The following is a 25,947-nucleotide window of genomic DNA, read 5'->3' on the forward strand; positions in this document are numbered from 1 at the left end:
CGGCCGATCGCCCGCCGGACACGACGAACGTCCACCGGAAACCCTCTCCGGTGGACGTTCGGCTTTCGCGGCCTCGTCGACCGCTGAGGCGGCCCGCCCCGCCCGGGCTCACGGCGGGGGTCGCCGTCACACCCGCACGGGACGTGCCGGACTCTCGACGGCGGTGACCTTCACGGGCGGGGTGCGGCGGCCCGCCGCGTGCCCCGCGGTGGTCAGCACCAGCCCCAGCACGGCCCATCCGGCCAGCACCAGCACCGGCTCACGCAGGCCGTGGCCGTGGAAGAACGCGGCGCTCCGCAGCGCCTCCGCGCCCGCGCCGGGCGGCAGCAGCCGGCCGATCGTGCGCACCGGGCCGGGCAGGAACTCGGGCGCGGACGTCACTCCGGACCACGCGTTGCCGAGCATCATGAAGAGCACCGAGCCGACGCCGATGCCCCTGGCACCCAGCAGCGCGCCCAGACCGGACACCGCGGAGCCGACGGCGAGCACGATCAGGCCCGCGACGCCGGCGTCCGCCGCGAACCGGCCGTCGAGCAGGCCCAGCCAGGTGTTGCCGATGCCGGCCACGACGGCACCGACGGCCGCGGCGCCCAGGACCAGCGTGAGCAGCCGCAGCCGCACCGACCGCACGGCGAGGGTGAACGCGCCGAGCGCCAGTCCCGCGACGATGGTGGGCAGCACGGACGAGGCGAAGGCACCGCCGCGGGGGTCGGCGGACGGCAGCGCGACCACGTCGGTCACCGGCGCGGGACCACCGGGGAGTTGCGCGGCGACCTGCTGCAGCATCGTGGCCACCGCGGGCGAGGCCGCGGACGCGGTGAGGACGTGGAGGCCGTCGGGCCGCGCCACGATCGCGCCGTAGACGACGCGGTGTTCGATGCCCCGGCGGGCGGCGTCCGCGTCCGCGTAGCGGTGGAAGGCGAACGCGCCGGTTCCCTCGTGCCCGGCCAGGCCCGCCTCGATCCGTGTCACGGAAGCGCCGGGTCCGGCGACGCCCAGCGGCAGGTCGCGGGGACCCGACCGGGCCGCCGGCCAGGTGAAGGCCCACAGCAGGAACGCGGCCAGTGCCGACAGGACGACGATCAGGAGCACGCTTCTCGCCCGCGGCGGCAGGGAGCGGGTGGCCATCGTGGAACCCCCTAGAGAATGAACATTCGTTTTAGCTACGCACAGCGTGCGCTCCCGCCGCGCCCGTTGTCAAGAAGGAACGTTCGCTTTGAGCGCCGCGCGGACCCAGCCCCCCGATGTCCTGCCAGGTCAGAGGGTCCGTCGCCGACGCGGCGTCCACAACGGGAGCGGTCCGCGCCGGCCACGGTCGGCCGGGGCCGCGGTCAGCTGCGGATCTCGGTCCAGATGGTCTTGCCGGTGGCGGTGAAGCGGACACCCCAGCGCGTGCTCACCGAGGCGACGATGAACAGGCCGCGGCCGCCCTCGTCCTCCGTGCGGGCCCGCTTGAGGTGGGGCGAGGTGCTGGAGGCGTCCGACACCTCGCAGACCAGCGTGCGGCCGTCCCGGATGAGGCGCAGCCCCAGGACCTCGCCGCCTCCGTAGCGCACGGCGTTGGTGACGAGCTCGCTGACCACCAGCTCGGTGGTGATCGCGGTCTCCATGGGGGCCTGCCAGCGCTCCAGCGTGGCGTTGGCCTTCTCGCGGGCCTCGGCCACCGCGGCCTCGCGCGCCGGGAACTCCCACGCCTGGGTGTCGTCCGGCGAGGTGGCGCGCACGCGTGCCAGCATCACCGTCGCGTCGTCGCGCAGGTTCGTCTCCCCGTCCTCGCCGGACGGCGCCAGGACCTCGACCACGCGGTCCGCGGCCTCTTCCAGGTCGTCGTGCTCCCCCAGCCCCGACAGCTCCTCGCGGAGCCTTTCCATCCCGGCGTAGAGGTCCGCGGCCGACGGCTCCACGAGGCCGTCGGTGTAGAAGGCGAGGGTGCTCCGCGGTTCCAGCACGATCTGCGTGACCTCGAACGGCAGGCCGCCCACCCCCAGCAGCGGGCCGACGCTCATGGGCACCAGTTCCGCGCGCCCGTCGGGCCGCACCAGCACGGGCGGCGGGTGCCCGGCGCTGGCCATCGCGCACGACCGGGCCACCGGGTCGTAGACCGCGAACAGGCAGGTGGAGCCCAGCGCGGCGTTGTCGTTCTCGAGCGCGAGACGCATGACGAGGTCGTCGAGGTGGGTGAGGAGTTCGTCGGGGGCGAGGTCCAGGTCGGCGAGTGTCTGGACGGCCGTCCGCATCCGGCCCATCATCGCGGCGGCGCGCACGCCGTGCCCGACGACGTCGCCGACCACCAGTCCGGTCCTGGTCGAGGACAGCGGGACCACGTCGTACCAGTCGCCCCCGACGCCGCCGCTCGCGGACGCCGCCAGGTAGCGGGCGGCCGTGCGCACCGAGGTGCCCTGGGAGAGGGACGGCAGCAGGCTCTGCTGGAGCCGCAGCGCCTCGGTGCTCTCACGGGTGAAGCGCCGGGCGTTGTCGATGCTGAGCGCACCGCGCGAGGCGATCTCGCGCAGCACGCGCGCGTCGTTGTCGTCGAAGGGCGGCGCGCCCTCGCCCCGCCAGATCTCGAGGCTGCCGAGGATCGCTCCGCGAGCGGTCAGGGTGACGGCGAGCAGGCTGCGGCCGCCGGACGGCGCCAGGCGCGACAGCAGGTCCACGTCGCCGCTCACCACGTCCAGCATCGCCGGCCGGTCGGGGACGACGAGCACCTCGCCGGCCCGGTACCTCTCGCGGTCGGGCATGGCGGGGATCGGCGGCACCTTCTCGCCGGGCTGCACGTAGGGCGGGCCGGCGGCCATGCCCGCCGACGCGACGGCCGCGCGCCGCAGCCGCACCTTCTCGGCGTCCCGGGTCGGCGGCTCGCCGCCGCTGAACAGCTCGTCGGCGAGGCTGACGCTCGCGTAGTCCGCCGCCGCCGGGACGAAGACGTCCGCGATCTGGCGTGCGGTGGTGAGCACGTCCAGCGACTCACCGATCGACTCGGCGGCGCGGAAGAGCAGGTCGAGACGTTCACGGGCGTACGAGTTGGCCGTCACGTCCACCAGGCACAGGAAGAGCGATCCGTCGCCGTCGCCCTCCAGCCGGAGTGCGAACAGCGAGACCACGGTGGTGGTGTCGCGTATCCGCTGGGTCCGGAAGAGCATCGGGCGGCCGTTCTCGAGGACGTGCCGCAGGTTCTCGGCGATGTCCTCGGAGTCCTCCGACGCCACCAGGTCGGGAAAGCGGACCCCGGGGTCGGCGACGAGATCCTGGAACTGCTCCGCGTCCAGCATGGCGCGGCGTACGCGCAGCTCCGCGTCGAGTACGAGGACACCGATCTCGCTCTGGCGGCTGAGCGCCTGCTCCAAGGCCCAGCCGACCCCGCCCTCGGCTGTCGAGCGAGGGGCGACTGCGACCGGATCACGTGGTCGCATATCTCGATCGTAGGACGGGCCGGGCCGCGTCACCCGTTGGGAGCGGCGGTGACCGGGGCTCACGGACGGTGACGGCGGCCGCGCGCTGCCGTACCGCGCCCCGACTCAGGTCAGCGCGGCCACGGCGGTGGCCGCGAGCGCGGCCTCGGCCTGGTCCCACGACCAGCCGCGGTCGACGACGAGGGAGCGCCAGCCCTCGGGGCCGAACCAGAACCACAGCAGGTCCCCGGTCTGCTCGGCGGTGAACGGGCCGGCGCCGCCCGACACCTGGTGGAGGTGGCGTGCGACCCTCTCCAGCGCCTCGGCGTACGCGGCGGTCGCGCGCCGCCACAGCGCCTCGCCGTTCTCGTGGACGGGCAGTGCCTTGCGAATGGCCTCGTGGACGCCGAACTGCCGCTCGTTGCCCAGGCGGGTGCCGCGGGCGAGCCCGCGCAGGATCACCGCCGGATCCTCCAGGCCCAGCAGCGTGCGGACGGCCTCCGTGTGACCGGACTCCGCCACGGCCCGGTCGACGATCCGGTCCAGGATGTCGGACTTGCTGCCCACGCTGGCGAACACCGTCTTCACCGCCACCCCGGCCTCGGCGGCGACGTCGGCGACGGTCACCCGCCCGTAGCCACGCGCGGCGAACAGCGCGATGGCCGCTTCCAGGATCAGCTCGCGGGTACGGGCGGCGGACTCCCTCCGCAGGGGCGAGTCGTAGGTGCGCTTGGAGGTCACGCCCTCATCGTATCCAGGGATCGCAGTGGCAGGTATTCATTAGGCAGTGAGTGATCTGAACTGATGGCGGCCCGGCGGGACGGTGCCGGGTGGATCGGAGCCGTGTTGATCGACGCCGGGTGGATCGGAGCCGGGTTGATCGGATGACTCCACCGCCCTCCAGACCTGACGAGCGAACACCCGTAACAGGGGTGGATCGGGGCGACCCACACCTCGGATGTCTGGCGTGCCGAAACCCTTGACCGTCCCCACGGCAACGTTTACGGTCCTGGTGCTCTCAGGTCCGCGCCTGCCCATGTCACCCCCTCCGGCGCGGAGTTCGACCGCGTCACCGGCTGAGCGTGCGGCACTCCCCCACCCCCCACGAAGGAGTCACCATGACCAGCAGCCCCCGTCGCCGACGGCGGACGCGTACGGCGCATCTGAGCGCGTTCTGCCTGGCGTTGGCGGTCCCCGGCGTCGCTGGTGCGGGCGTCGGCAGTGCCGCCACCCCGCAAGAGGCCGCCGCCTGCATCGGGTCCGGGGACGTCGCCGGGATCACCGCCGCGCTCCAGGGCCAGGGCGCGCAGGCGGTGTTGTGCCCCGGGGCCACGTTCAGCCTGACGGCGCCGATCGGGTTCACCGCCCCCGACCAGACGATCTCGACCCAGGGCCTGCCGACCGGCTCCGGTCGCGCCACCCTCGTGGTGACGGGCGCGGCTCAGTCCACCGCGATCCAGGGCAACGGCCAGTCGGGCGTGGTCGTGGAGAACGTCCAGATCAACGGCAACCGGGTGGCGCTGGGCCGCATCGACGGCGGCGGCGCCCTGATGGAGATGGGCGGCGCGGGCAGCGGCGAGACCGTCCGGAACGTCAACGCGTACCAGACCCGCGGCTGGTCGACGCTCCACATGACGGAGGGCACGGTCACCGACTCGACGCCGGCGTGCCAGAACGCGAAGATCCTCGACAACCGCATCGCGCAGGCCGGTACCGGCTCGCCGAGCGGCACCTGGGCCGACGGCATCTCGCTGGCCTGCGGGCACAGCGAGGTGTCCGGCAACACCGTGGAGGACGCCACCGACGGCGGCATCGTCATCTTCGGCGCGCCGGGGTCCGTCGTCGAGAACAACACCGTCACCGCGCTGACCCAGACCGAACTGGGCGCCATCAACATGGTCGACTACGCACCGATGAACGGGAACTACACCGGCACCGTGGTCCGGAACAACGTCATCGACGGCAAGAGCGCGTTCATCAAGGTGGCCATCGCCATGGGCCCGCAGGTCTGGGGCTGCGGCACCGGGACCAACTACGGCGCCACGGTGACCGGGAACACGGTCCAGGGCGAGAACGTCGGCTACGGGTACGCGGTCAACGGGGTCAGCGGCTGGACGGTGACCGGCAACACCGACACGGCCCGCCACGTCGGCGTCACGGCGGGCGCCTGCGGGGGCGCGACCTCTCAACCGGGCACTTTCCAGTACCAGTCGGCGGCCGCCAGCACGCTGCAGAGCGAGTTCGCCGGCGGCCAGCACCTGGAGTACCTGCTGGGCGTGTCCGAACCCGGCATCCTCAAGGAGGCCACGCCGTCCACCTCGTGCGGACGCCTGGATGCCCACCAGGGCCTCTACCCCGGCCAGACGCTGACCTCGTGCGACGGCCGCTTCACCCTGAACCTGCAGGGCGACGGCAACCTGGTGCTCCGCCAGGGCACCGCCACCCTGTGGTCGTCCGGCACCACCGGCCGCGGCACGGCGGAGGCCCTGCTCCAGGGCGACGGCAACGTCGTCCTGTACGACACGACCGCCGCCGGCGTGTGGAGCAGCGGCACCCCGAACAACCCGGGTGCCTGGCTGAGCGTCCAGAACGACGGCAACGTCGTCGTCTACACGTCCTCCGGCAGTCCGCTGTGGAGCACGGGAACAGCCGGCCACTGACGCACCCGGACGCGCGGCGCCCCTGCGGCGCCAAAGCGCGTGATCACCCTGCTCACCGGCCGACACGACGAGCCGTCATGCCGCCGCGGCGCCGTTCGGCGGGCTCGGGCACGCAGACTGGGAGGGCAGCTCGTGCCGGGCTGCCCGCTTCCCCCAGCCCCTGCGACAGTCACGGATGGTGCGCAACCATGACAGAGGCCGCCGACGCCGCGCCGACCGTCTGCCAGGGCCGCCCGTGAGCGCCGGGCCGGAGGGATGCGGCACGGAGGAACTGCGGACGCTGTTCCTGTTCGAGCACCTGAGCGACGACCAGCTCGACGAGCTGTGCCGTGACGGGCGGGTGGAGTGGTTCGACGCGGGGACGGTCTACCGGGAGGACGACCGGGCCGAGGCCTTCTACGTGCTGTTCCAGGGGACGGTGGTCCTCTCCCGCCGTGTCAGCGGCCAGGAGGTGGACGTCGTCCACTCCTCCGAGCGCGGGGTCTACGCCGGCGCCTTCCAGGCCTACCTCGGCGACCAGGTGCCCCAGGTCTACACCAACACGATGCGGGTGACCGAGCGGTCGCGGTTCTTCGTGCTGCCGGCGGCGGCCTTCGCGCGGATCATGCGTGACTGGTTCCCGATGGCGGTCCACCTGCTGGAGGGCCTGTTCTTCGGGATGAAGCGGACGCAGGAGGTGCTCGGCCAGCGCGAGCGGCTGCTCGCCCTGGGGTCGGTGACGGCGGGTCTCACCCACGAGCTGAACAACCCCGCGGGTGCGGCCGTGAGCGCCGCCGCCTCGCTGCGCGACCGGGTCGCCCGGGTGCGCCGGGCGTTCGGCGTCCTGGCCGCCGAGCCGCACCCGGGTGCGGACCTGGCCCACCTCGGCGACCTGCAGGACATGACGGTCGGCCTGATCGGGCAGCGTGCGTCCGCCGGCCCGTTGCAGGCCGCGGACCGCGAGGACGAGATGGGCGACTGGCTGGAGGCGCACGACGTCGACGACGCCTGGGAACTCGCGCCCGTCCTCGTCCAGGCGGGCCTGGATGTCGGCTGGCTGCAGCGGATCGCCGATTCGCTTCCCGCCGACATGCTCGGCCGCACGCTGAAGTGGCTGACCTGCACGGTCGAGGCCGAGCTGCTGCTGGGCGAGATCGAGGACGCCGTCGGCCGCGTCTCCGGGCTCGTCGCCGCGGCCAAGCAGTACACGCAGCTGGACCGGGCGCCGTACCAGGAGGCCGACGTCCACGAGCTGCTGGACAGCACCCTGCTGCTGATGAAGGCGAAGATCGGCCCGGACATCACGGTGGTGCGCGACTACGACCGCTCGCTGCCGAACCTCCCCGGGTATCCGGCGGAGCTCAACCAGGTGTGGACGAACCTGATCGACAACGCCTCCTGGGCCATGCGCAGCACGGGGGCCGGCGGCACCCTGACGGTGCGCACGACGCGGGAGCGCGGGCTGGCGGTCGTGGAGTTCCGCGACACCGGCCCGGGCGTGCCGGACGACGTGCGGGACCGCGTCTTCGACCCGTTCTTCACCACCAAGCCGGTCGGCGAGGGCACCGGGCTGGGCCTGGACATCTGCTGGCGCATCGTGGTCTACCGCCACGGCGGCGACCTGCGCGTGCACTCCAGCGGACCGGGTGACACCCGTTTCCAGGTCCGCCTCCCGATCGACCCCGCGCGCACGCCGGGCCCCGGCGACTCGCCTTAGCAGGCGCCGGGCGCGCGGCGCGCGCCACCCGCGGCCACCGCTCAGAAGTTGATCATGTGGCCGGCGAGCCCGTGCAGCGCCTCCTGGACCGACTCGCTCAGCGTCGGGTGGGCGTGGACGTTCCTGACGAGCTCGGTCACCGTCAGGTCCCACTTCTGGGCGAGGGTCAGCTCGGGGAGGAGTTCGGTCACGTCGGGTCCGATCAGGTGCCCGCCCAGCAGCTCCCCGTACCGGGCGTCGCTCACCAGCTTCACGAACCCGACCGTGTCCCCGAAGCCGTGCGCCTTCGCGTTGGCCGTGAAGGGGAACTTCGCCACCCGGACGTCGAATCCCTCGGCGCGCGCCTCGGCCTCGGTCCAGCCGAAGCTGGCGATCTGCGGCTGGCAGAACGTGGCCCGCGGGATCATCCGGTAGTCCAGCTCCATGGTCTCCGCGCCGGCGATGGTCTCGGCCGCGACGACGCCCATGGCCTCGGCCGCGTGGGCGAGCATCAGCTTCGCCGTGACGTCGCCGATCGCGTAGATGTGGGGCTGGCTGGTGCGGCAGTGCCCGTCCACGTCGATGGCGCCGCGCTCGGTGAGCCGCACGCCCGCGGCGGACAGGCCGTAGCCGCCGGTCCGCGGCTGGAAGCCGATGGCCTGCAGGACCATGTCCGCTTCGAGGATCTGCTCCTGGTCGCCGTGCCTGACGGCGACCCGCACGCCGTCCGCGCTCTCCTCGATGGACTGCACGGCGGTCGAGGTGAGCACCTGGACACCCTGCCGCCGGAACCGCTTGGCGAGTTCCGCGGAGACCTCCTCGTCCTCCAGCGGCGCGACCCGGTCGAGGAACTCGACGAGCGTGACCTCCACCCCGTAGGAGCGCAGCAGGTAGGCGAACTCCACGCCGATGGCCCCGGCGCCGGCGATGACCAGGCTGGACGGCAGGGTGTCGGAGAGGATCAGCTCCTCGTAGGTGACGACCCGCGGGCCGAGGGCCGTGCCGGGCAGGAGCTTCACGGTCGCGCCGGTGGCGATGATGCACGAGCTGAACGACAGGCGTGTCTCGGTGCCGTCCTGCATCCGCACCTGCAGGGTGTGCGGGTCGAGGAAGATCCCCATCCCGTCGAACTGCGCGATGGAGTTCTTGCGCATGAGGTAGCCGACGCCCTTGGCGCGCCCGTCGGCGACCACCCGGCTGCGCTCGTAGGCGACCCGGTAGTCCAGGCCCACCTCGCCGTTGATCCTGATGCCGAACTTCTCGGCGTCGTTCAGGACCAGCTGGGCGACCTCGGCGTTGCGCAGCAGGGCCTTCGCCGGGATGCAGCCGATGTTCAGGCACACGCCGCCCCAGAACCGGCCCTCCACGACGGCGGTGCGCAGGCCCAGCTGCGCCGCGCGGATCGCCGCCACGTAGCCGCCGGGCCCGGCTCCCAGGACGACGACGTCGAAGTCGGTGTCCATCGCTCCTCCTCGCGGCCTCGCGCGCGGGACCGCCGGCGGGCGCTGGTCGGCGGCCACCGCGGCCTCAGGGCAGCGTAACCGGGGTTCCGGCGGTCCGCCCGCCGATCGGACCGTCCCGGCACCGGGTTCTCACGCCGCGCCGCGGGGCCGGTCCGGGGAGCCGGCCGCTCCCGGGTCAGAGGCGCCGCGCGGTCCTGAAGTAGTTGGCGTAGTAGCCGTTGCCGTCGAGCCGCGAGGTCCCGCCCTTGTCGCCGATCGTCGGGCCGTCGACCTCCTCCCGGCTGGAGATGAAGATCTTGTGGCCGTCGGTGTCGTTGCCCAGGTAGATGCCGATGTGGTCCAGGCGGTTGTGCGTCCGCGCGTCCAGCTTGAAGATCACCAGGTCGCCGGGCTGCAGCACGTCGATCGCGGTGGGCCGGGTGTACCAGGGCGCGGGGCCCTGCAGCGGGATGACGGTGACGCCCTCCTTGGAGCGGGCGATGCCGTTGGCGGTGCGCGGCAGGCCGTCGCCGGAGGAGTCGGAGGGCGCCAGCGGGTAGCGGCCGCGGAAGCCGAAGACGGTCCGCACGAAGCCCGAGCAGTCGATGGACCGGTAGCGCTCACGCTCCGGCTTCATCGTCGTGCCGTTGCGGAAGGTGTACGGGATGCCGAGGTAGTCGTAGAAGTCCGACTGCTCCTTGCGCAGATCGTTGCCGATGCTGCCGCCGGGGTTGATCGGCCCGAACTTGGCGTCGCCGGCGTACGGGATGCCCTGCGCGTCCTTCTTCACCGGCGCGCCCTCGACGTACTGGAACGCCCAGGCGAAGAGGTCGTCCTCCTCGCTGCCGAAGTACTTCTTGAACCAGTCCTTGAACCAGGCGCTCGTCTCGGCGCCCGCCTTCCACTGCTGCGGCATCAGCCGCACCCAGTTCTCCGTCACGACGCGGGACTTGGTGTTGGCGGGCTCGGCGAAGGTCCGGCTGGGGCCGGTCAGGGTCGCGGTGCGGGCGCCGTCGGTGAAGGTGCCCAGCACCTGCCCCTTGGAGTCGCGCAGCACCGACCGGTCGGGGCCGGTCAGCCGCTCCCAGGTCTGGGCGCCCGGCGCCGCGACGGACGACGAGGACAGCGCCGGCTTGTCGGTGACGGCCTGCACGACCGGTGCCTTGGACTGCTCGTCCTTGCGCAGGGCCACCGTCAGGTAGCCGCTCGCGGCGAGCAGCGCGCTGACGGCGACGACGTTGACGATCTTGCGGCCGCGACCGGCCGGAGTGCTCGTGGGCATGGGGATCAGCTCCAGTCGTACGGTCAGGCGGACGGCATGACGCCGAGCAGGATGCCGGCGGTCAGCACGACATAGGTGGTGAGCGTCGCCGAACCGGTGGCGAGCAGCGTCGGGCCCTTGGGCTGGCGCACCAGCTGGTAGGCGATCAGTCCCGGCACGATGAAGCCGAGGGTCTGGTTGGTGTACATCAGCGGGTACTCGCGCTGCAGCACGATGATCAGGGTGGCCTGGAGGACCACGCCGATCAGCACGACCGCCGCGAACAGGCGCTTGCCGTAGAGGATCACGTACTTCTGCACGACGACCGTCAGCAGGTACGTCAGCACGGTCACGCCGACCACCATCGACGCGCGCTGCAGGTCCTCGACGAGGGTCAGGGCGAGCCAGCCGGGCGTGATCATGCCGCCGGGCGACAGGTTGGTGGTCAGGTAGCAGACCAGGGAGGCGAGCAGGCCCAGGGCGATGCCGATCGCGGCGATCTCCGGGGTGAGGGCGTCGGGGATCATCGGTTGTCTCCTGGGGTCTGCCATGTCGTCGGGTGCGGGTCCGCGGCGTAGGGGTCCGCGGCGTGCTGGTTCGGGGGGTGCGGGCTCGCGGCGTGCCGGTCGGTCCAGCGCGGGAGGGGCTGGCCGGGCTCCGGCCAGTCGTCCTCGGGGACCGGGCGGTAGACGTCCGGGACGACCGGGATGCGGGTCGTGTCGTCGTCCGCGACCGGGGCGGGCTGGGCGGGGAGCGTGGTGTACGCGGGCCGGGCGGTGTGCGCCCAGGCGGCCGTCGGGTCGTCGGCCGCCCGCGCCTCCTTCGCGCCCTCCTCGTCCGGGGCGAGTTCGGCGATCCGCTCCAGCAGCAGTTCGCCGCGGCCGTGGATGTTGCCGATCGCGACCAGCGAGGAGTCCGGGCCGAGCCGGTCCAGCACCTCGGTCAGCAGGCCGTCCGGGTCGCGCCGGTCGCCGCCGAGGTCGACCGCGCGGTCGCGCCACTCCGCCGGGATCGCGTCGATCGCGCTCTTGGCGGGGTGGCCGATCACGAACACCTGGTCGGGGGCGAGCCGCGGCACGATCTCGCCCATCTGGCCGTTCCGCTCGACACGGTCCGGGCGGCAGTTGATCAGCACGTTCAGCGGCCGGTGCACCGCGCCGAGGTCGAGCAGCTGCTCGATGTTCATCAGCGTCGACTCGGGGTCGTTGGCCGCGAAGACGTTGGCGAACCGCAGCCGCTTGCCGTCGGGCGTCTGGTAGCGCTCGACGGACAGCACGCCCGGGTCCGGCGGCGCGTCGTACATGCCGCGCAGCGCGGTCTGCCGGTCCACGCCGAGGAGTTCGGCGACCTTCAGCGCGATCGCGACGTTCTCCTTGAAGGTGAACCAGCTGAAGCCGCGCAGCTCCTCGTCGCTGACCGACTCGGGGTCGGCGTAGATCAGTTCGCAGTTCCGGGCGGCGGCCTCCTCGGCGAGGATGTCGTACCGCTCGCGTTCCGCGGTCACGCAGACCCCGCCGATCGGCATCGACCGGGACAGCGAGCGCGCCACGTCGTCGAGGGTCGGGCCCATCTCGGCGAGATGGTCCTCGCGGACGTTGCACAGCACGCCGATGGTCGACTTGATGAGCTTGCTCTGGTTGATCTCCTGCAGTGCCGGCATCACGGCCATGCACTCGATGACCATCGCGTGCGGCCGGTAGGAGGCGGCCCGCCGCACGATGCCGATCTGCTCGACCACGTTGGCGATGCCGAACTTGCGGTAGACCGGCTCCTCGGTGGCGTCCGGGTGGATGAACCGGGCCGCGGTGCCGGTGGTCTTGGCGACGGTCACCAGCCGGCCGCCGCGCAGCGCGCCGGCGCACAGCCGGGTGATCGAGGACTTGCCGCGGATGCCGTTGACGAGCACGCGCACCGGGATCTGCGCCAGGTTCGCGTTGTGCCGCCGCTGTTCCACGACGCCGGCGACGAGCAGCACGGTGCAGGCCACGACCAGCACCGAGTACAGGAAGAGCATGTCAGTTCCTTCCGGCGGCAGTCGTCCTGCGCTGGTCCTGGAGCCGTTGCCGGATCAGTTCGAGGCTGCGGGTGACCGCGCCGACCTCGTCGTGGTGGCGCGGGTAGAGCACCGTCCGGCGGTCGCCGTCGGCGAGCGCCTCGGCCTGCTCGGCCAGCCCGCGCAGCGGGCGCACCACCACGATGTGCAGCCAGCCCAGGCAGGCGGCCGCCAGCGTCAGGCCCAGCAGACCGGCCAGCGTGATGCGGTGCTGCAGCCGGTACTCCGGGATGTCGAGCCCGGCGGCGGGCTGCCAGCTGACCACCGACCAGCCCAGTGCCTTGGCGGCGCCGCCGCCGACGAACGGCGCCGCGGCGGCGATCTGCGCCGCACCGTGGTGCCGGTAGACGACGCTGCCCGCGTGGGCGCTGACGCCGACCTTCATCGCGGACGCCTCGACCAGCCCGTCGAGCCGGTCCGAGGGCAGCTTCGCGAAGGCGCGGTAGCCGGAGTTGCCGGCGATCACCCGGCGGTCCGCGTCGACGACCCGGACCGCGCCCAGACCGGGGCGCTTGAGCAGGGAGTTGAGGAACTCGATGCGGAACTCGCCGACCACCATGGCGCCGCCGCGCCCGGGGATCTCGGCGTAGCCGGCGATCACCGGCTCCCGCCCGGAGTCGTTGACGACCTGCACTTCCAGATTGCGCGGCTTCTGCTCCTCCAGATCCCGCGGCCGGTCGCCGGAGCGTGCCAGCACGCGGGCCTGTTCGCCGGAACCGGCCAGCACGTACAGCGACTTGTAGCGCAGGTGGTCGCCCATGGTGCGGTCCAGGACCTTCTCCATCTGGTCCTCGGGCGTGGTGTTGCCGATCAGCGAGGCCACCGACGCCAGGTCGGCCTGTCCCTCGTTGAGGGCCCGGCGCACCCGGTCGGTGAGGGTGTCGGTCCGCTCGCGCTGGTCGTTGACGACCTGCTGCGGGATGATCACCGTCGAGTCGGCGCGGTTGAACAGCAGCATCAGCGGCGCCGACCAGGCCAGCAGCAGAACCGCCACGACCGCGACGACGCTGCGGGTGCCGAACCGGCGCAGCCGGGGCGCGGGCAGCTCCGTGTCGGGTTCGGCGGGCTGGGCCTGCGCCGCCCACATCCCCGTCCGCTCCCGCGGTGCCTCGTCGCGCAGCTGGCGGCGCAGGCGTTCCAGCGCGCGGCCGATCCGGGCGGTCTCGCCGTACGCGGGCAGGTTCACCGGCCGGGCCAGGTCGCCCCGGTGCAGCCGGCGGCTCTCCAGGAACAGGCCGAGCAGCGGCCGCTGGACGACGCCGAGCAGCACCGCGATCGCCAGGGCGCCGAGGATCAGCAGGGCGCCGGCGGCGAGCAGGCCGAACAGCGGGTGGCTGCTGCGGGTGGGGTCCTCGGCGACGCTGACCATGGCGAGCACGGACAGCCGCAGGCCGGTGGCCGTGGTGCTCTCGCCGGGCTGCGGCGAGGCGAGCGTGGCGTAGCCGGCGACGGACCGGTCGCCCTGGTACATGCTGCCCGTCAGGCTCCCGCTGATGCCGAGGAAGCCGCCCTCTCCGGGCTCCCTGGTGGTGAGCGGGTCGCGGTTGGTGCGCTGGGCGACGACCTTGGCGAACGAGGCCATCTGCGCGTTGGACCGCTTGACGCCTTCGCGCTCGTCGGCGGTCAGGACCTGCTCGGGGGCGGGGATGCCGTCGGTGGACAGGACGTCGCCCTCGGCGTCGAGCACCGCGATCGCCCGGAAGTCGCCGAGGCTGATGCCCGGGAACTTCAGACTGCTGGAGGCGATCAGCAGCTCCTGCGGCTTTCCGGGCCAGGACAGCAGCGCGAACGTCAGCAGGCGGGTCTCGCCGTTGCTGAGCTTGATCATGCGCGGGCTGAGGCCGTCCTCGTCGGACAGCTTGGACCGGTCGATGGCGGTCAGCGGCATGTTCTCGCCGCGGGCGGCGAGGAGTTTGCCCGAGTTGATCTCGATGACGGCCGTGCCGAGCCACTTCTGGTAGACGCTGCCGATCTTGTCCAGCACCGCGTCGGCGGGCGCCGGCTGGCCGGCGTTGAAAAGGGCCGCGGTCCTGGTGAGGTCGGTGACGCTCTCGTCGAGCGAGGCCCGCAGCGCGATCGCGCCGTCCTCGGCGAAGTGCTGCTGCGAGGTCAGCACCGCCTTCGGCTGTCCCGTGCTGTGGATCTGCCCGATGGTCAGCGCGGTGACCCCGGCGAGCGCGAGCAGTGCCGCGGCCAGCGCGGCGATCGGCGGCCGGATGCCGCCGATCAGCGACATGTCCGCCCTGCGACGTGCTTTGTGACCCCGTGCTGTCTGCCAGACGGCCAACGGAGCGTCCCTCCCCATGGTGATGCGGTGATGCGGCTGCCGCGGGGCGCCACGTGCGGGCGCCCCGCTCGGTGCGATGTGCTGAGCGGTGCGATGTGCTGAGCGGTGCGGAGGCGCGTGCGGGGTCCCTCCCGTGCGCGCCGCGGCGGAGGGCCGCGGTCCGTGCGGACCGGGCCCTCGCGGAGCGGACCCGCGCCCCGGGTCAGTCCGGCAGGTCGAGCAGCGGCGTCAACCCGTCCTTCGCGCCGCCCCGGTTGAGCAGGGTGCCGCGGGTCCGCTCGAAGGCCAGCCGGTAGCGGGCCCGCTGCTGCTCGGTCAGCGTGTGCCGGGTCTCGTCGTCGCGCAGGGCGCGGGCGATGTCGACCAGGCGGTGGTCGCGGACCGGCTGCACGGCCGTGCCCGGCGTGGCGGTGCCGTCCGGGTCCTGGCCGCCGATGTCCTGCTCCGGCGGGAGGTCCACGAACGTCGGCACGTACTGCGCCTTCACGTCCCACTTCCCGTCGTGCTTGGAGAAGGTGAACCAGCCGATCACGCCCTCCTCGGTGAGCCCGATGGGCACGTCGTGGCGGGCGACCTGGTTGCCCAGGCCGTAGGCGATCCAGGTGCCGTTGACCTTCTCCATCGGCTGCACGACGTGCGCGTGGTGGCCGATGACCAGGTTGATGTGGGTCTGGGTGGCGATCTGACGTCCCAGCTCCAGCTGCGACTTGCTGGGGTTGGGCCAGTCCTCGCGGCCCCAGTGGATGCTGAGGATCACCACTTCGGCGCCCGCGGCGCGGGCCCGCTTCTCGGCCGCCTTGATGGCCGTCAGGCTGGTCTTGTTGACCAGCCACGGCTTGTCCTTGGGCACCTCGTGGGCGTTGTAGCCGAAGGCGAAGGAGATCTGCGCGACCTTGACGCCCTTCACGTCGATGATGTTCGGGGTGTCGTGCTCCTTCTTCGTCCGGGCCGACCCGGTGTGCTTCAGGCCCACCTTGTCCAGGGTGTCCAGGGTCCGCTTGACGCCGGCGTAGCCGTCGTCGAGGGAGTGGTTGGAGTTGGTGGAGCAGGTGTCGTAGCCGATGTCCTTGATCGTGGTGGCGATCTGCGGCGGCACCAGGAAGTTCGGGTACGACGACCACGGGCCGCCCTGGGTGCCGAGCACCGGCTCCAGGTGGCAGATCGCCAGGTCGGCCTTGCTGATCACCGGCTTGACGCCGGCCATGATGTCGCCGAAGTACGGGCCCTTGACGTGGTCGCGCTCGGCGTCCGTCATGGCCTGCTCGGTGAGCTGCGGGTGGATCAGGATGTCGCCGGCCGCGGCGACGGTGAAGGTGGGACCGTCCTGGCCCGCGGCACCCTTGCCCGCGGCACCCCCCGACGTCTTCCCGGTACAGCCGGCGATGCCGCCCAGCAGCATCAGAACCAGCAATGTCGAGCCCAGGACACGCAACGGGCCGTTTGACGTTCTCTTCACCGGGGTATTATCAACGTTTTATGGAATCGGGTTCCCTGAAACGCATAACGATTGTGGCAACGGCGATGGTTGTGCTGATCGGCGGACTTTTTCTGACCGTCTTCCGGAGCGGCACCGGAACCGCCGGAGCCCGCTCGGCAGACGGTCGAGCGGCCACGAGCGGAACGGCGGCGGCCCGCATCGACCTCGAGCACCGCGTGACGGACTTCACTGCCTCCTTCGGCCGGGACGGCGGGTACCGGCCGCCCACCGAGGCCGAGCGGGCGACCGTCGCCGGCGGCGTCGGCCTGCTCCTCGACCACCGGGAGCAGGCGGCCCGCGACCGGCTCGCCGAGGTCGGATTCGTCCTGCGCACGCTGACCGACAGTGCCAGCGGCCGCCGCTTCGCCGAGATCGCCGACTCGCACGAGGGCGGCACCGGCAACCGCGGCTGGGGCCGGATCTACGTCGACCTCAGCGCCCCGGTCCACTGGTCGGTCCAGGTACCGCACCCGGTCGCCGACGAGGACAGCGAGAAGCTGGGCGTCGGTGTGCTGCGCGGCACCCCCGGCGGCGTCATGGTGCTGGCCGGCGCCCACCGCCGGTCCGGCGAGGGCAACGCGGCGGACGTCGCGCACCGCCAGGACACGGTGTTCGACGCGGTGTGCGCCGAACTCGTGCACCGGCGCCTGCCCGGCATCCAGGTGCACGGCTTCGCCGACTCCTCGCAGCCCGGCTCCGACGTCATCGTGTCCACCGGCAAGGCCGACGACGCCCGCGCCGAGGCACGCGCCCTGGCCGCCGCGCTCACCGACCACGGCTTCGACGTGTGCCGCTCGTGGGCCCGCGACTGCTCCCTGGAGGGCCGCACCAACGAGCAGAGCGGCGTCGCCGCTGCCTTCCACGTCCCCTTCCTGCACGTCGAGTTCAGCCGATCGGTGCGGTCCGGCGACCGCCGCATCGCACGGGCCGTGCTGGCGATCGACACGGTGACGGCCCGCTGGGACGCCGCGTACGGGCAGGGCACCATCACGCCCGCCTCCCCCTCGGCGTCCGCCCGCGCGTGACGGCCCGCGGCCCCCGGGACGGGCACCGTCCGCCGGCCAGGACCGGGAGAGCTGGCGCGGCCACCGTGCCGCGGTCGACAATGGCGCGTCGGTGGCGGGACGGGGTCGGGCGGGAGGCGAGCGCGTGACGGTCGGCGCGGACGGGACGGCGGAGCCGGGACGCGCGGGCGGTGACGACGTCGGGACACCGGCGCTGGTCGGGCGCGATCGCGAACTGCGGCGCGTCGCCGACGCGTTGTCGTCCCTCCCCCGGATTCCCGCGCTCGTGCTGGTCGAGGGCGAGGCCGGCATCGGCAAGAGCCGGCTGGTCCGCGAGGCACTGGCGCGCGCCGTGCCCCGCGGACCCCGCCCGCTGGTCGCGCTGTGCCCGCCGTTCCGCGAGGCACTCACCCTGGGCCCGGTCGTCGACGCCGTGCGGCAGGCCGTGCCCGGTCCCGCGGGCCTCGGCCTGTCCGCGCTTGCCGGGGCGTTGCGCCCGGTCCTCCCCGAGTGGTCGGACGAACTCCCGCCGCCGCCCCCGGCACCGGCCGACGCCTCGGTCGCCCGGCACCGCCTGATGCGGGCGCTCGCCGAGGTGCTGGACCGGGCCGGAATCGGCCTGCTGGTCGTCGAGGACGTGCACTGGGCGGACGAGGCGACGCTGGAGTTCCTGGTGTTCCTCGCGGCCCGCAGGCCGGATCCGGTCAGCCTCGTCCTGACGTACCGGGCCGACGAGGTGCCAGCCGACTCGCTGCTGCTGCGGCTGTCGTCCCGGCCGTCGCCCGACGTCCGCCACGTCCGCGTGGCGCTGGGCGCGCTCACCGTCGCGGACACCCGCCGCCTGGTCTCGTCGATGCTCGCGGACGAGCACGTCTCGACGGCGTTCGCCGCGTTCCTCCACGACCGCACCGAGGGCGTGCCGCTGGCGCTCGAGGAGTGCGTACTGCTGATGCACGACCGGGCCGACCTGGTACGGCGGGACGGCGAGTGGGTGCGGCGCACCCTCGACGAGATCGCGGTCCCGCCGACGATCAGGGACGCGGTGACCGAGCGGGCCGCCCGGCTCCGGCCGGCCGCGCGCCGGGTGCTGCTGGCCGCCGCCGTCCTGGCCGATCCGGCCCCTTCCGCGCACCTCGCCGCGCTCGCGGAGCCGCCGCCCGGCGAACCCCGGGGTGGGCACGGGACCGCGGGCGCGGACGGCCACGAGGCCGGCGGTGCGGGCGACGGGGAGCCGGTGGCCGAGGCCGTGCGCAGCGGCCTGCTCGTGGAGGACGGCGCCGGGCGTGTCGCCTTCCGGCACGGCCTGGCCGCCCGCGCGGTCTACGACCAGGCGCGCCCGGAGGACCGCAGGACGGTCCACCGGCGCGCCGCCGCGCTTCTGGAGGGCACGCACCCGCGGCCGGTCGGCCGGCTCGCCCACCATCTGCGGCAGGCCGGCGAGATCGACGGATGGAGCCGGTACGCCCAGCAGGCCGCGGACCTCGCCAACGCCTCCGGCGACCACGCCAGGGCCGCCGCCCTCCTCCTGGACCTGATCGCGGAACCGGCCCTGCCCGCGCCGTCCGTCGCCCCCCTGGTGGCGAAGCTCCCGCTGCTGGCGTTCAGCGGAGACGCCCGGCGCTCGGAACTCCTCGCCCGGCTGCGCGGGTTGCTGGACTCCGGGGAACTGGCCCCTGGGGACCGGGCCGAAGTCCGCGGGCAGCTCGGCCGCTTGCTCCGCCACCTGGGCGACTACGCGGCCGCGGCGGCCGAGTTGGAACAGGCCGTCCCCGAGATCGGCGAACCGTCGTTCGCCGTCGCGTGGGCGATGACCGCGCTCGGCGTGCCCGTCCCGGACGACCGCGGCGCACCTGCACTGGCTGGACCGCGCCCGCCGCATGGCCGAGGAGTCGTCGCTCCCGGAGCACGACCGGATCTCGCTGTTCGTCGACCGGACGACGGCGCTGCTCGACCTCGGTGAGGAGTCCGGCTGGGAAGGGGCCGCCGCGCTGATGCGCCTGGCGGCCGCCGGCCACCTGCATCCGCGGGTCGCCGTGCAGGTGGCGCGCGGCGCGCTGAACATCGGCAACGCGGGGATGCGCTGGGGCCGTCCGGAGCATGCCGGGTCGGGACTGGCCGCCGCCGTGGAACTCGCCGAGCGGCACGACTACGTGCGGGTGCGCGACACCGCGCTGGTCACCCTCGTCCACCTCGACCTGCTCGGCGGCGCCTGGCACGGCCTCGCCGAACGTGCCGCGGCCTGGCAGGACGTGCCCGAGGAGCCGCTGCTGCGGCTGGACGCCCTCCTCGTGTCGTCGGCGCTGCGCGTCGCGGTGCGCGGACCCGACCCGCAGGTCGAGGCGGACCTGCGGCAGGTGGCCGCGGAGGGCGAGCGGCGCGGGATCGTCGACCTGTGGCTGGAGCCGGTGGCAGCACTCGCCACGCTGCGGCTGGCCGCCGGGGACGCGCGGGCCGCGCTGGACCTGACCGCGGCGCCGATGCGGCTCGTCACCGTCAAGGGCCTGTGGCTGTGGGCGACGGACGTCGCGCCGCCGCACGTCGCGGCACTGCTGGCGGCCGGGCGCACGGCCGAAGCCCGCACGCTCGTGGAACGGTTCGCGGCCGCCGAACGCGAACGCCGGGCGCCCGCCCCGCACGCCGCCCTCCTGGCCTGCACGGCCCTGCTCACCGAGGCCGGTCACGACGCGGAGGCCGCGGCCCGCGACTGGCTCGCCGCGGCCTCCGCATGGGGGCGGGTGCCGCGCCCGTACGAGGCGCTGCGGGCCCGCGAGCGCGCGGCGGCGTGCCTGCGCGCGGCCGGCAACCGGCAGGCCGCGGTCCGCGAGACCGAGGCCGTCATCGCCGGTTACGCCGCCCTCGGCGCGTCCCACGACGAGCAGCGGGCGCGCCGGACCCTCACCGGCGGCGGTCGCGGCTACGGCGACCAACTGTCGCCGCGCGAGCTCGAGGTGGCCCGTCTGGTGGCCGAGGGCCTGACGAACCGCCAGATCGCCGAGGCCCTCTCGCGCTCCCCCAAGACCGTCGCCGCCCAGCTCAACTCCGCGATGCGCAAGCGCGGCGTGACCACCCGCACGGCCCTCGCGATCTCCCTCACCCACCCGCCCGCCCTGAACCTGGAGTAGGCCCACGACGACCCCCCGACCCGCCCCCGCCAGGGGGCCACGTGGGCGTCGGGTTCGCGTGGCTCGGGCGTCACCTGGGGTTTAGGTCATTTGACCAATCGTTCCGCGGGGTCGGGCGCGGCGATACTCGCCGGGTGACGCGCCCCGTCGGGGGGCGCACGCGTGGAGAGGCCGCCGATGCCCGGTTCAGACGACGCCGACGTGGCGCTCGGAGAAGTCCGCGACGAGGGCGCGGAGTCGGGGCCCGAACAGGGGCCCGGCGCCGTGCCGGAGGAGCGGGCCGGCGAGGAGCCGGCCGCGGGTGCGCCGGCGTCCGGCTACGAACCGCTGTGAGGACGTGAAGACGCACCGCCCGCTCCGGGCCGCGCCCTGACAGGGCCTCCGGCCGTCCGCCCCCGTTCCCGCCCCCCGGCCGTACCCCGGCCGTCCCCCTCAAGGAAGGGACCCTTCCCCATGTTCGGACGTGGGCGCGTACGCGCGCCTGTCTCACTGCTGATAGCCGTCGTCCTGGGCCTGTTCGCCGTCGCGCAGGCGACCGTCGCCGCGGCCTCCCCCGCGGCGCGCCCCGCGGCGGCGCCCTCCGCCGCGAAGCCGCCGCTGCCCGCAGGCGCGGGACAGCCCGACTACGCGCCGGCCGACTGCGCCCGGCCCACCGGCGCGAAGAACGCCCGCTGCTTCGCCCTCGTGAGCACCGGCACGGGCACCGGCACCGCCCGGATGCGCGCCGACGCCTCCGGCCCCGCGGCGACCGCGCTCACCCCGGACGACATCCGCGCGGCCTACAGCCTGCCGGACGGCGGTCAGGGCCGCACCGTCGCGATCGTCGACGCCGGCGGCTACGCCGCCGCGGAGGCCGATCTCGCCGTGTTCCGCTCCCAGTTCGGGCTGCCCGCCTGCACCACCGACAACGGCTGCTTCCGCAAGACCGACCAGCGCGGCGGCGTCGACTACCCGGCGGACGACCAGGGCTGGTCGCTGGAGACCGCCCTGGACCTGGACGCCGTCTCCTCCGCCTGCCCGGCCTGCCACATCCTGCTCGTGGAGGGCGACACCGCCTCCGTCGAGGACCTGGGGGCGGCGACCCGCACGGCCGTCGCGCTGGGCGCGAAGTACGTCTCGAACTCGTACGGCCTGCCCGGCGAGGACGCCTCCCTGGTCGCGGACAGCGACTACGACCACCCCGGCGTCGTGGTGACGGCGTCGGCCGGCGACAGCGCCAACGTCGTCAACTGGCCCGCGTCCGACCCCGACGTGGTCTCCGTCGGCGGCACGCTGCTGACCCGGGCCGCGGACACCACGCGCGGCTGGAAGGAGAGCGCCTGGTCGGGCAGCGGCAGCGGCTGCTCGGCCTACGAGCAGCGCCCCGCCTACCAGGTCGACCTGGACACGGCGTGCTCCCGCCGGGCCATCACCGACATCTCCGCGGTGGCCGACCCCAACAGCGGCCTCGCGGTGTACAACTCGCTGGACCCGCGCGGCTGGCTCCAGGTCGGCGGCACGAGCCTGTCGTCCCCGCTGGTGGCCGCGATGTACGCGCTGGCGGGCGAACCCGCCGCCGGCACCTACCCGGTGACGTATCCGTACGCCTTCCAGGGCAAGCACCTGAACGACGTGACCGAGGGCAGCGCGGGCAGTTGCGGCACCGTGCTGTGCGACGCGGGGCCCGGGTGGGACGGACCCACCGGGCTCGGCTCGCCCGACGGGGTCGCCGCCCTCACGCTGGGCGCGCACGGCACCGCGAGCGGCCGGGTGACCGACACCACCGGCGCACCCGTGAACGGCGCGAGCGTGCTGCTCACCGGCAAGGACAACGATCTGCGCTACCACGCCACGACCGACGCCTCCGGCGCCTTCCAGGCCACCGTCGGCGCGGGGGCGTACGACGTGAGCGCGACCGCCTACGGCTACGCCGACGGCACCGGCGCCACCCTCACCGTGACCGGCGGCGGCACCGCCACCGGCGAACTGACCCTGCGGAAGGTGCCCACCCGCACCGTGTCCGGCAAGGTCACCGACGCGTCCGGGCACGGCTGGCCGCTGTACGCGCGGATCACCGTCGACGGCTATCCCGGCGGCGCCCTGCACAGCGACCCCAGGACCGGCGAGTACCACGTCGACCTGCCCGAACAGGCCGACTACACGCTGCACGTGACACCGGACCAGCCCGGCTACGTCGCCCGCACCGCCACCGTCTCGCTCGGCGCGCAGGACGTCCGCGCCGACCTGCCCGTCCAGGTCGAGCGGACCGGGTGCGTGGCCCCCGGCTACGCCTACCCGGCGCAGGCCGACTTCGAGGGCTGGACCGGCCCGAGGAACGGCTGGACCGCCGTCGACCACGGCTCGTCCGGCCACGCCTGGGAGTTCGGCGACCCGCACGAGCAGTGGAACCTCACCGGCGGCAGCGGTGACTTCGCCACCGCCGACCCGTACGACAACAACGGGGCCGCCGAGGACGCCGACCTGCTGTCCCCGGTCATGGACCTGACCCACGAGACCGACGACCACCTGAGGTTCAACTACGGCTTCGCCTACGCGCCCGGTTCCGAGGCGGACGTCGCGTTCAGCGTCGACGGCGGCACGACCTGGACCACGGTGTTCCGCACCGGGGAGGCCGACTCCGGCGGCAGCGCCGTCGCCGTGCCCCTGACCGGGGCCCTCGGCCACAAGGACGTGCGCGTCCGGTTCCACTACTCCGGCTCCGGGGTCACCATCTTCGAGATCGACGACGTCTCGGTGGGCACCTGCGGCACGCGCCCCGGCGGCATCGTCCAGGGCACCGTCACCGACGCCAACACCCACAAGCCCGTAGTGGGCGCCACCGTCACCGACGGCTCCGCGGTCACCGCCTCCCTGGCCACGCCGGACGACCCGGCGCTGGGCGACGGCTTCTACTGGCTGTTCACCCCGGTCACCGGCGTGAACACCGTCACCACCGCGGCGCCGCGCTACGCGACGTCCACGGCCAGGACGACGGTCGCCGCTGACACGGTCCGCACCTACGCGCCCGCGCTGGCCGCGGGCCGGCTCACGGTCTCCGGCGGCGACCTCGCGCTCAGCGCGGAGTCCGGTCACCGCGCCACCCGTGAGATCACCGTGACGAACACCGGCGGCGCGCCACTGCACGTGAACCTCCACGAGCAGCACGCGGGCGGCGACACCACCGTGCCGACCGCCGCCGGGCCCGCGACGCAACTGGTGAAGGGCACGTTCCCCGACGGCCCGGCCACCCCGGCCGCCGCCGCGCCCTCCGCCAAGGCTCCCCGGGCCGCGTCCTCGGCGCGCACCGCGGCTCCGGCCTCGGCGTCCGGGACCGTGTGGCAGGAGCTGCCGGAGTACCCGGAGCAGGTCATGGACAACGCGTCCGCCACGTACCAGGGCAGGACGTACTCCGTCGGCGGCGTCGACAAGATCCTCGGCGGGCAGTGGGTCAGGAACTCGTACGTCTACGACCCGTCGAAGGGCGCGTGGTCGACGATCGCGCCGCTCCCGGTGCCGCTGGAGTCCCCGGCGGCGGCGTTCGTCGACGGCACGCTCTACGTGGCCGGCGGCTGGGCGCTGCAGGGCACGTCCGCCGTGCCGGTGTCCACGGTGTACGCCTACCACCCGGCGAGCGACACCTGGACCCGGGCGGCCGACCTGCCGTCCCCGCTGGCCGCGGCGAGCACCGCCGTGCTGGACGGGCGGCTGTACGTGATCGGCGGCTGCCCGGACGCCTGTGACACGGTCAGCTCCCACACCTACCGGTACACCCCGGCGACCGACTCCTGGCAGCAGGTGGCGGACTACCCGCTGCCGGTGCACTGGACCGGTTGCGCGGGAACCGACGGCGCGATCGCCTGCGCCGGCGGGCTCAACGAGGCGGACGGACACGCCGACGCGATCGCCGGCACGTACGTCTACCACCCGCGTACGAACACCTGGACCAAGGGCGCCGACGTGCCCTATGTCGTGTGGGCGGAGGCGGCCAACGGCGGCAACGGGCAGTTGCAGATCGCCGGCGGCATCAGCGACGACGGGGGCATGGCCGTCGCCACCAACCGGGTCATGCAGTACGACCCGCTGAGCGACTCGTGGCGGGCGCTGCCCAACGCCGACCACCCGATCTTCCGTACCAGTGCGAGCGGTTGCGGCCTCACCCAGGTCGGCGGCGCGGTCTCGCCGGGCCCGCTGTCGTTCCCCGAGGGCAGCCGTCCGGTGCAGACCCTGCCGGGCTTCGGGCAGTGCGGCGACGACCAGGTGCCGTGGCTGTCGGAGAACCGCACGGGCTTCGACCTGGCCCCGGGTCACTCGGTCACGATCCGCGTCACCGCCGACGGTTCCGCGGTCGCCTCGCCGGGCACCTACGACGGCGTCCTGTCCCTGACGACGGACACGCCCTACGTCACCGCGCCCGTCAAGGTGACGTTCACGGTCACGGCGCGGCATCCCCGTCCCTGACCGGCGGCACGTTCGGCGGCGCCCCCACCGGCCTGGCCGGTGGGGGCGCCGTCCTCTGCGCCGTGGACCCGGGCCGCCCGGGCGGACGGCACGGACCCGCCGGGCCGCCGCCACCCCGGTCCGCGGCCCCCGCGGCGGCTAGGGTCTGTCGTGTCGGTCTCCGTGGGCGCCGCGGAGATCCGGACGGCAGACCCTGGGGCGTGACGGACCGTCAGCGATCGGAGATCGGCCATGCACCTGGTGACCGGACCCACCGGCAACGTGGGATCCGAACTCGTCGCGGCGCTCGCCGCGGCCGGAGCGCCCGTGCGGGCGCTGGTCCGCACGCCCCGGGAGATCCCGGGCGCCGAGACGGCCGTGGGCGACCTGGACCGGCCCGGCACCCTCCGCGGGGCGCTGGCCGGGGTGACGGGCGTGTTCCTGCTGCCCGGTTACGCGGGCCTGGCGGAGACGATGTCGCTGGCCGTGGAGGCCGGGGTGCGCCGCGTGGTACTGCTGTCCAGCGGTTCCGCGGCGAGCGGGGACCTCACGAACGCGGTCGCGCGCTCCATGATCGAGTCGGAGCGGGCGGTCCGGGAGTCGGGGCTGTCCTGGACGTTCGTGCGCTCCGGTGCCTTCATGTCCAACGCCCTGCGCTGGCTGCCCCAGCTCGCCGAGGGCGACGAGGTCAGGGTCCCCTTCCCCACCGTGCGGACCGCGCCCGTCGACCCGTACGACATCGCCGCCGTCGCCGCGCGTGCCCTCCTGGACGACGGGCACGACCGCGCGATCCACGCCGTGTCGGGGCCGCAGTCGCTGCTGCCCGAGGAGCAGGTCGCCGTGCTCGGCCGGGTGCTGGGCCGGGACCTGCGCTGCGTGGGCCTCAGCGACGCGGAGGCCCGGGTGGAGCTGGAGGCCGCGATGCCGGTCGCGTACGTGGACGCGTTCTTCGACTTCTACGTCGACGGCTCGCTGGACGAGTCGCGGGTGCTGCCGACCGTCGAGGAGGTCACCGGCCGGGCGCCGCGGACCTTCGAGCGGTGGGCGCGGGACCACGTGGCCGCGTTCCGGGCCCGCTGACGCCGGACGCCGGGCCGCGGCGGCGCCCGCCGAACCGCTGACACTCCTGTCGCCGTCCCCACCGGCCTCGCTGGCCTC

Annotated in this window: 17 protein-coding genes; 8 read left to right on the forward strand and 9 right to left on the reverse strand. The window is 73.8% G+C overall.

Annotated elements, in window-relative coordinates:
* Positions 1 to 126: 126 nt before the first annotated feature.
* From BMW99_RS15045 to BMW99_RS15055, 3 genes are all read right to left on the reverse strand, one after another.
* Complete coding sequence (locus tag BMW99_RS15045) at positions 127 to 1,128, reverse strand: hypothetical protein (protein WP_107451542.1); 1,002 nt, start codon at positions 1,126 to 1,128, stop codon at positions 127 to 129.
* A 203-nt stretch (positions 1,129 to 1,331) separates the two neighbouring features.
* A complete protein-coding gene (locus BMW99_RS15050; protein WP_141726097.1) occupies positions 1,332 to 3,413 on the reverse strand; it encodes a SpoIIE family protein phosphatase in 2,082 nt (693 codons plus the stop codon).
* Between the two features lie 105 nt (positions 3,414 to 3,518).
* Positions 3,519 to 4,133, reverse strand: a complete 615-nt coding sequence (locus tag BMW99_RS15055) for a TetR/AcrR family transcriptional regulator (RefSeq protein WP_069463244.1) — start codon at positions 4,131 to 4,133, stop codon at positions 3,519 to 3,521.
* Between the two features lie 377 nt (positions 4,134 to 4,510).
* On the opposite strand from BMW99_RS15055, the gene BMW99_RS39235 reads away from it, so the two are divergent.
* Together BMW99_RS39235 and BMW99_RS15070 are read left to right on the forward strand one after the other, a co-directional pair.
* Positions 4,511 to 6,052, forward strand: coding sequence for a right-handed parallel beta-helix repeat-containing protein (locus BMW99_RS39235; RefSeq protein ID WP_079176059.1), 1,542 nt, complete (start codon positions 4,511 to 4,513; stop codon positions 6,050 to 6,052).
* 235 nt (positions 6,053 to 6,287) lie between these two features.
* Positions 6,288 to 7,748, forward strand: coding sequence for an ATP-binding protein (locus BMW99_RS15070; RefSeq protein WP_069463243.1), 1,461 nt, complete (start codon positions 6,288 to 6,290; stop codon positions 7,746 to 7,748).
* A 41-nt stretch (positions 7,749 to 7,789) separates the two neighbouring features.
* On the opposite strand, the gene lpdA is transcribed toward BMW99_RS15070, so the two are convergent.
* The 6 genes from lpdA to BMW99_RS15100 form a co-directional block, all read right to left on the reverse strand.
* Positions 7,790 to 9,190 (reverse strand): dihydrolipoyl dehydrogenase, encoded by a 1,401-nt coding sequence (lpdA, locus tag BMW99_RS15075; protein WP_069463242.1) that lies wholly within the window; start codon positions 9,188 to 9,190, stop codon positions 7,790 to 7,792.
* A gap of 175 nt (positions 9,191 to 9,365) precedes the next feature.
* Positions 9,366 to 10,451, reverse strand: a complete 1,086-nt coding sequence (locus tag BMW99_RS15080; protein WP_075016951.1) for a C40 family peptidase — start codon at positions 10,449 to 10,451, stop codon at positions 9,366 to 9,368.
* 23 nt (positions 10,452 to 10,474) lie between these two features.
* Positions 10,475 to 10,957: a poly-gamma-glutamate biosynthesis protein PgsC/CapC gene (locus tag BMW99_RS15085; protein WP_075016952.1), complete on the reverse strand. Its 483-nt coding sequence runs from the start codon at positions 10,955 to 10,957 to the stop codon at positions 10,475 to 10,477.
* Positions 10,954 to 12,444, reverse strand: coding sequence for a poly-gamma-glutamate synthase PgsB (gene pgsB / locus BMW99_RS15090; protein ID WP_107485370.1), 1,491 nt, complete (start codon positions 12,442 to 12,444; stop codon positions 10,954 to 10,956). The genes BMW99_RS15085 and pgsB overlap by 4 nt, the downstream gene beginning before the upstream one ends.
* Before the next feature lies 1 nt (position 12,445).
* Positions 12,446 to 14,719: a HAMP domain-containing protein gene (locus BMW99_RS15095; protein ID WP_069466819.1), complete on the reverse strand. Its 2,274-nt coding sequence runs from the start codon at positions 14,717 to 14,719 to the stop codon at positions 12,446 to 12,448.
* Between the two features lie 253 nt (positions 14,720 to 14,972).
* The gene (locus BMW99_RS15100) at positions 14,973 to 16,169 is read right to left on the reverse strand and encodes a CapA family protein (protein WP_079138977.1); all 1,197 of its coding nucleotides are present in this window, start codon (positions 16,167 to 16,169) and stop codon (positions 14,973 to 14,975) included.
* 122 nt (positions 16,170 to 16,291) lie between these two features.
* Between BMW99_RS15100 and BMW99_RS15105 the strand changes: the two genes are divergently transcribed.
* The 6 genes from BMW99_RS15105 (at position 16,292) to BMW99_RS15120 (ending at position 25,869) form a co-directional block, all read left to right on the forward strand.
* Positions 16,292 to 17,272: a hypothetical protein gene (locus BMW99_RS15105; protein ID WP_075016953.1), complete on the forward strand. Its 981-nt coding sequence runs from the start codon at positions 16,292 to 16,294 to the stop codon at positions 17,270 to 17,272.
* Positions 17,273 to 17,396: 124 nt separating this feature from the next.
* Positions 17,397 to 19,211 carry an ATP-binding protein gene (locus BMW99_RS39240; RefSeq protein ID WP_177226078.1) on the forward strand — a complete coding sequence of 605 codons (1,815 nt, stop codon included), beginning with the start codon at positions 17,397 to 17,399 and terminating at the stop codon, positions 19,209 to 19,211.
* Positions 19,129 to 20,373, forward strand: a complete 1,245-nt coding sequence (locus tag BMW99_RS39245; RefSeq protein ID WP_079176061.1) for a helix-turn-helix transcriptional regulator — start codon at positions 19,129 to 19,131, stop codon at positions 20,371 to 20,373. The genes BMW99_RS39240 and BMW99_RS39245 overlap by 83 nt, the downstream gene beginning before the upstream one ends.
* A 177-nt stretch (positions 20,374 to 20,550) precedes the next feature.
* Positions 20,551 to 20,706 (forward strand): hypothetical protein, encoded by a 156-nt coding sequence (locus BMW99_RS41320; protein ID WP_177226079.1) that lies wholly within the window; start codon positions 20,551 to 20,553, stop codon positions 20,704 to 20,706.
* Positions 20,707 to 20,826: 120 nt separating this feature from the next.
* Positions 20,827 to 24,810 carry a carboxypeptidase regulatory-like domain-containing protein gene (locus tag BMW99_RS15115; protein ID WP_079176062.1) on the forward strand — a complete coding sequence of 1,328 codons (3,984 nt, stop codon included), beginning with the start codon at positions 20,827 to 20,829 and terminating at the stop codon, positions 24,808 to 24,810.
* A 231-nt stretch (positions 24,811 to 25,041) separates the two neighbouring features.
* Complete coding sequence (locus tag BMW99_RS15120) at positions 25,042 to 25,869, forward strand: NAD(P)H-binding protein (RefSeq protein WP_069463870.1); 828 nt, start codon at positions 25,042 to 25,044, stop codon at positions 25,867 to 25,869.
* The last annotated feature ends 78 nt before the right edge of the window (positions 25,870 to 25,947 follow it).

Source organism: Actinacidiphila rubida, assembly GCF_900110255.1.
Lineage (GTDB): Bacteria > Actinomycetota > Actinomycetes > Streptomycetales > Streptomycetaceae > Actinacidiphila > Actinacidiphila rubida.

Bases quoted from the DNA above. Each gene is read 5' to 3' on its own strand.
- BMW99_RS15115 (WP_079176062.1), top strand. From the start codon at position 20,827: ATGTTCGGACGTGGGCGCGTACGCGCGCCTGTCTCACTGCTGATAGCC.
- pgsB (WP_107485370.1), bottom strand. From the start codon at position 12,444: ATGCTCTTCCTGTACTCGGTGCTGGTCGTGGCCTGCACCGTGCTGCTC.
- BMW99_RS15050 (WP_141726097.1), bottom strand. From the start codon at position 3,413: ATGCGACCACGTGATCCGGTCGCAGTCGCCCCTCGCTCGACAGCCGAG.
- BMW99_RS15080 (WP_075016951.1), bottom strand. From the start codon at position 10,451: ATGCCCACGAGCACTCCGGCCGGTCGCGGCCGCAAGATCGTCAACGTC.
- BMW99_RS39245 (WP_079176061.1), top strand. From the start codon at position 19,129: ATGGCCGAGGAGTCGTCGCTCCCGGAGCACGACCGGATCTCGCTGTTC.
- BMW99_RS15100 (WP_079138977.1), bottom strand. From the start codon at position 16,169: ATGCTGCTGGGCGGCATCGCCGGCTGTACCGGGAAGACGTCGGGGGGT.
- BMW99_RS15095 (WP_069466819.1), bottom strand. From the start codon at position 14,719: ATGTCGCTGATCGGCGGCATCCGGCCGCCGATCGCCGCGCTGGCCGCG.
- BMW99_RS41320 (WP_177226079.1), top strand. From the start codon at position 20,551: ATGCCCGGTTCAGACGACGCCGACGTGGCGCTCGGAGAAGTCCGCGAC.
- BMW99_RS15045 (WP_107451542.1), bottom strand. From the start codon at position 1,128: ATGGCCACCCGCTCCCTGCCGCCGCGGGCGAGAAGCGTGCTCCTGATC.
- BMW99_RS15105 (WP_075016953.1), top strand. From the start codon at position 16,292: ATGGTTGTGCTGATCGGCGGACTTTTTCTGACCGTCTTCCGGAGCGGC.
- lpdA (WP_069463242.1), bottom strand. From the start codon at position 9,190: ATGGACACCGACTTCGACGTCGTCGTCCTGGGAGCCGGGCCCGGCGGC.
- BMW99_RS39235 (WP_079176059.1), top strand. From the start codon at position 4,511: ATGACCAGCAGCCCCCGTCGCCGACGGCGGACGCGTACGGCGCATCTG.
- BMW99_RS15120 (WP_069463870.1), top strand. From the start codon at position 25,042: ATGCACCTGGTGACCGGACCCACCGGCAACGTGGGATCCGAACTCGTC.
- BMW99_RS15085 (WP_075016952.1), bottom strand. From the start codon at position 10,957: ATGATCCCCGACGCCCTCACCCCGGAGATCGCCGCGATCGGCATCGCC.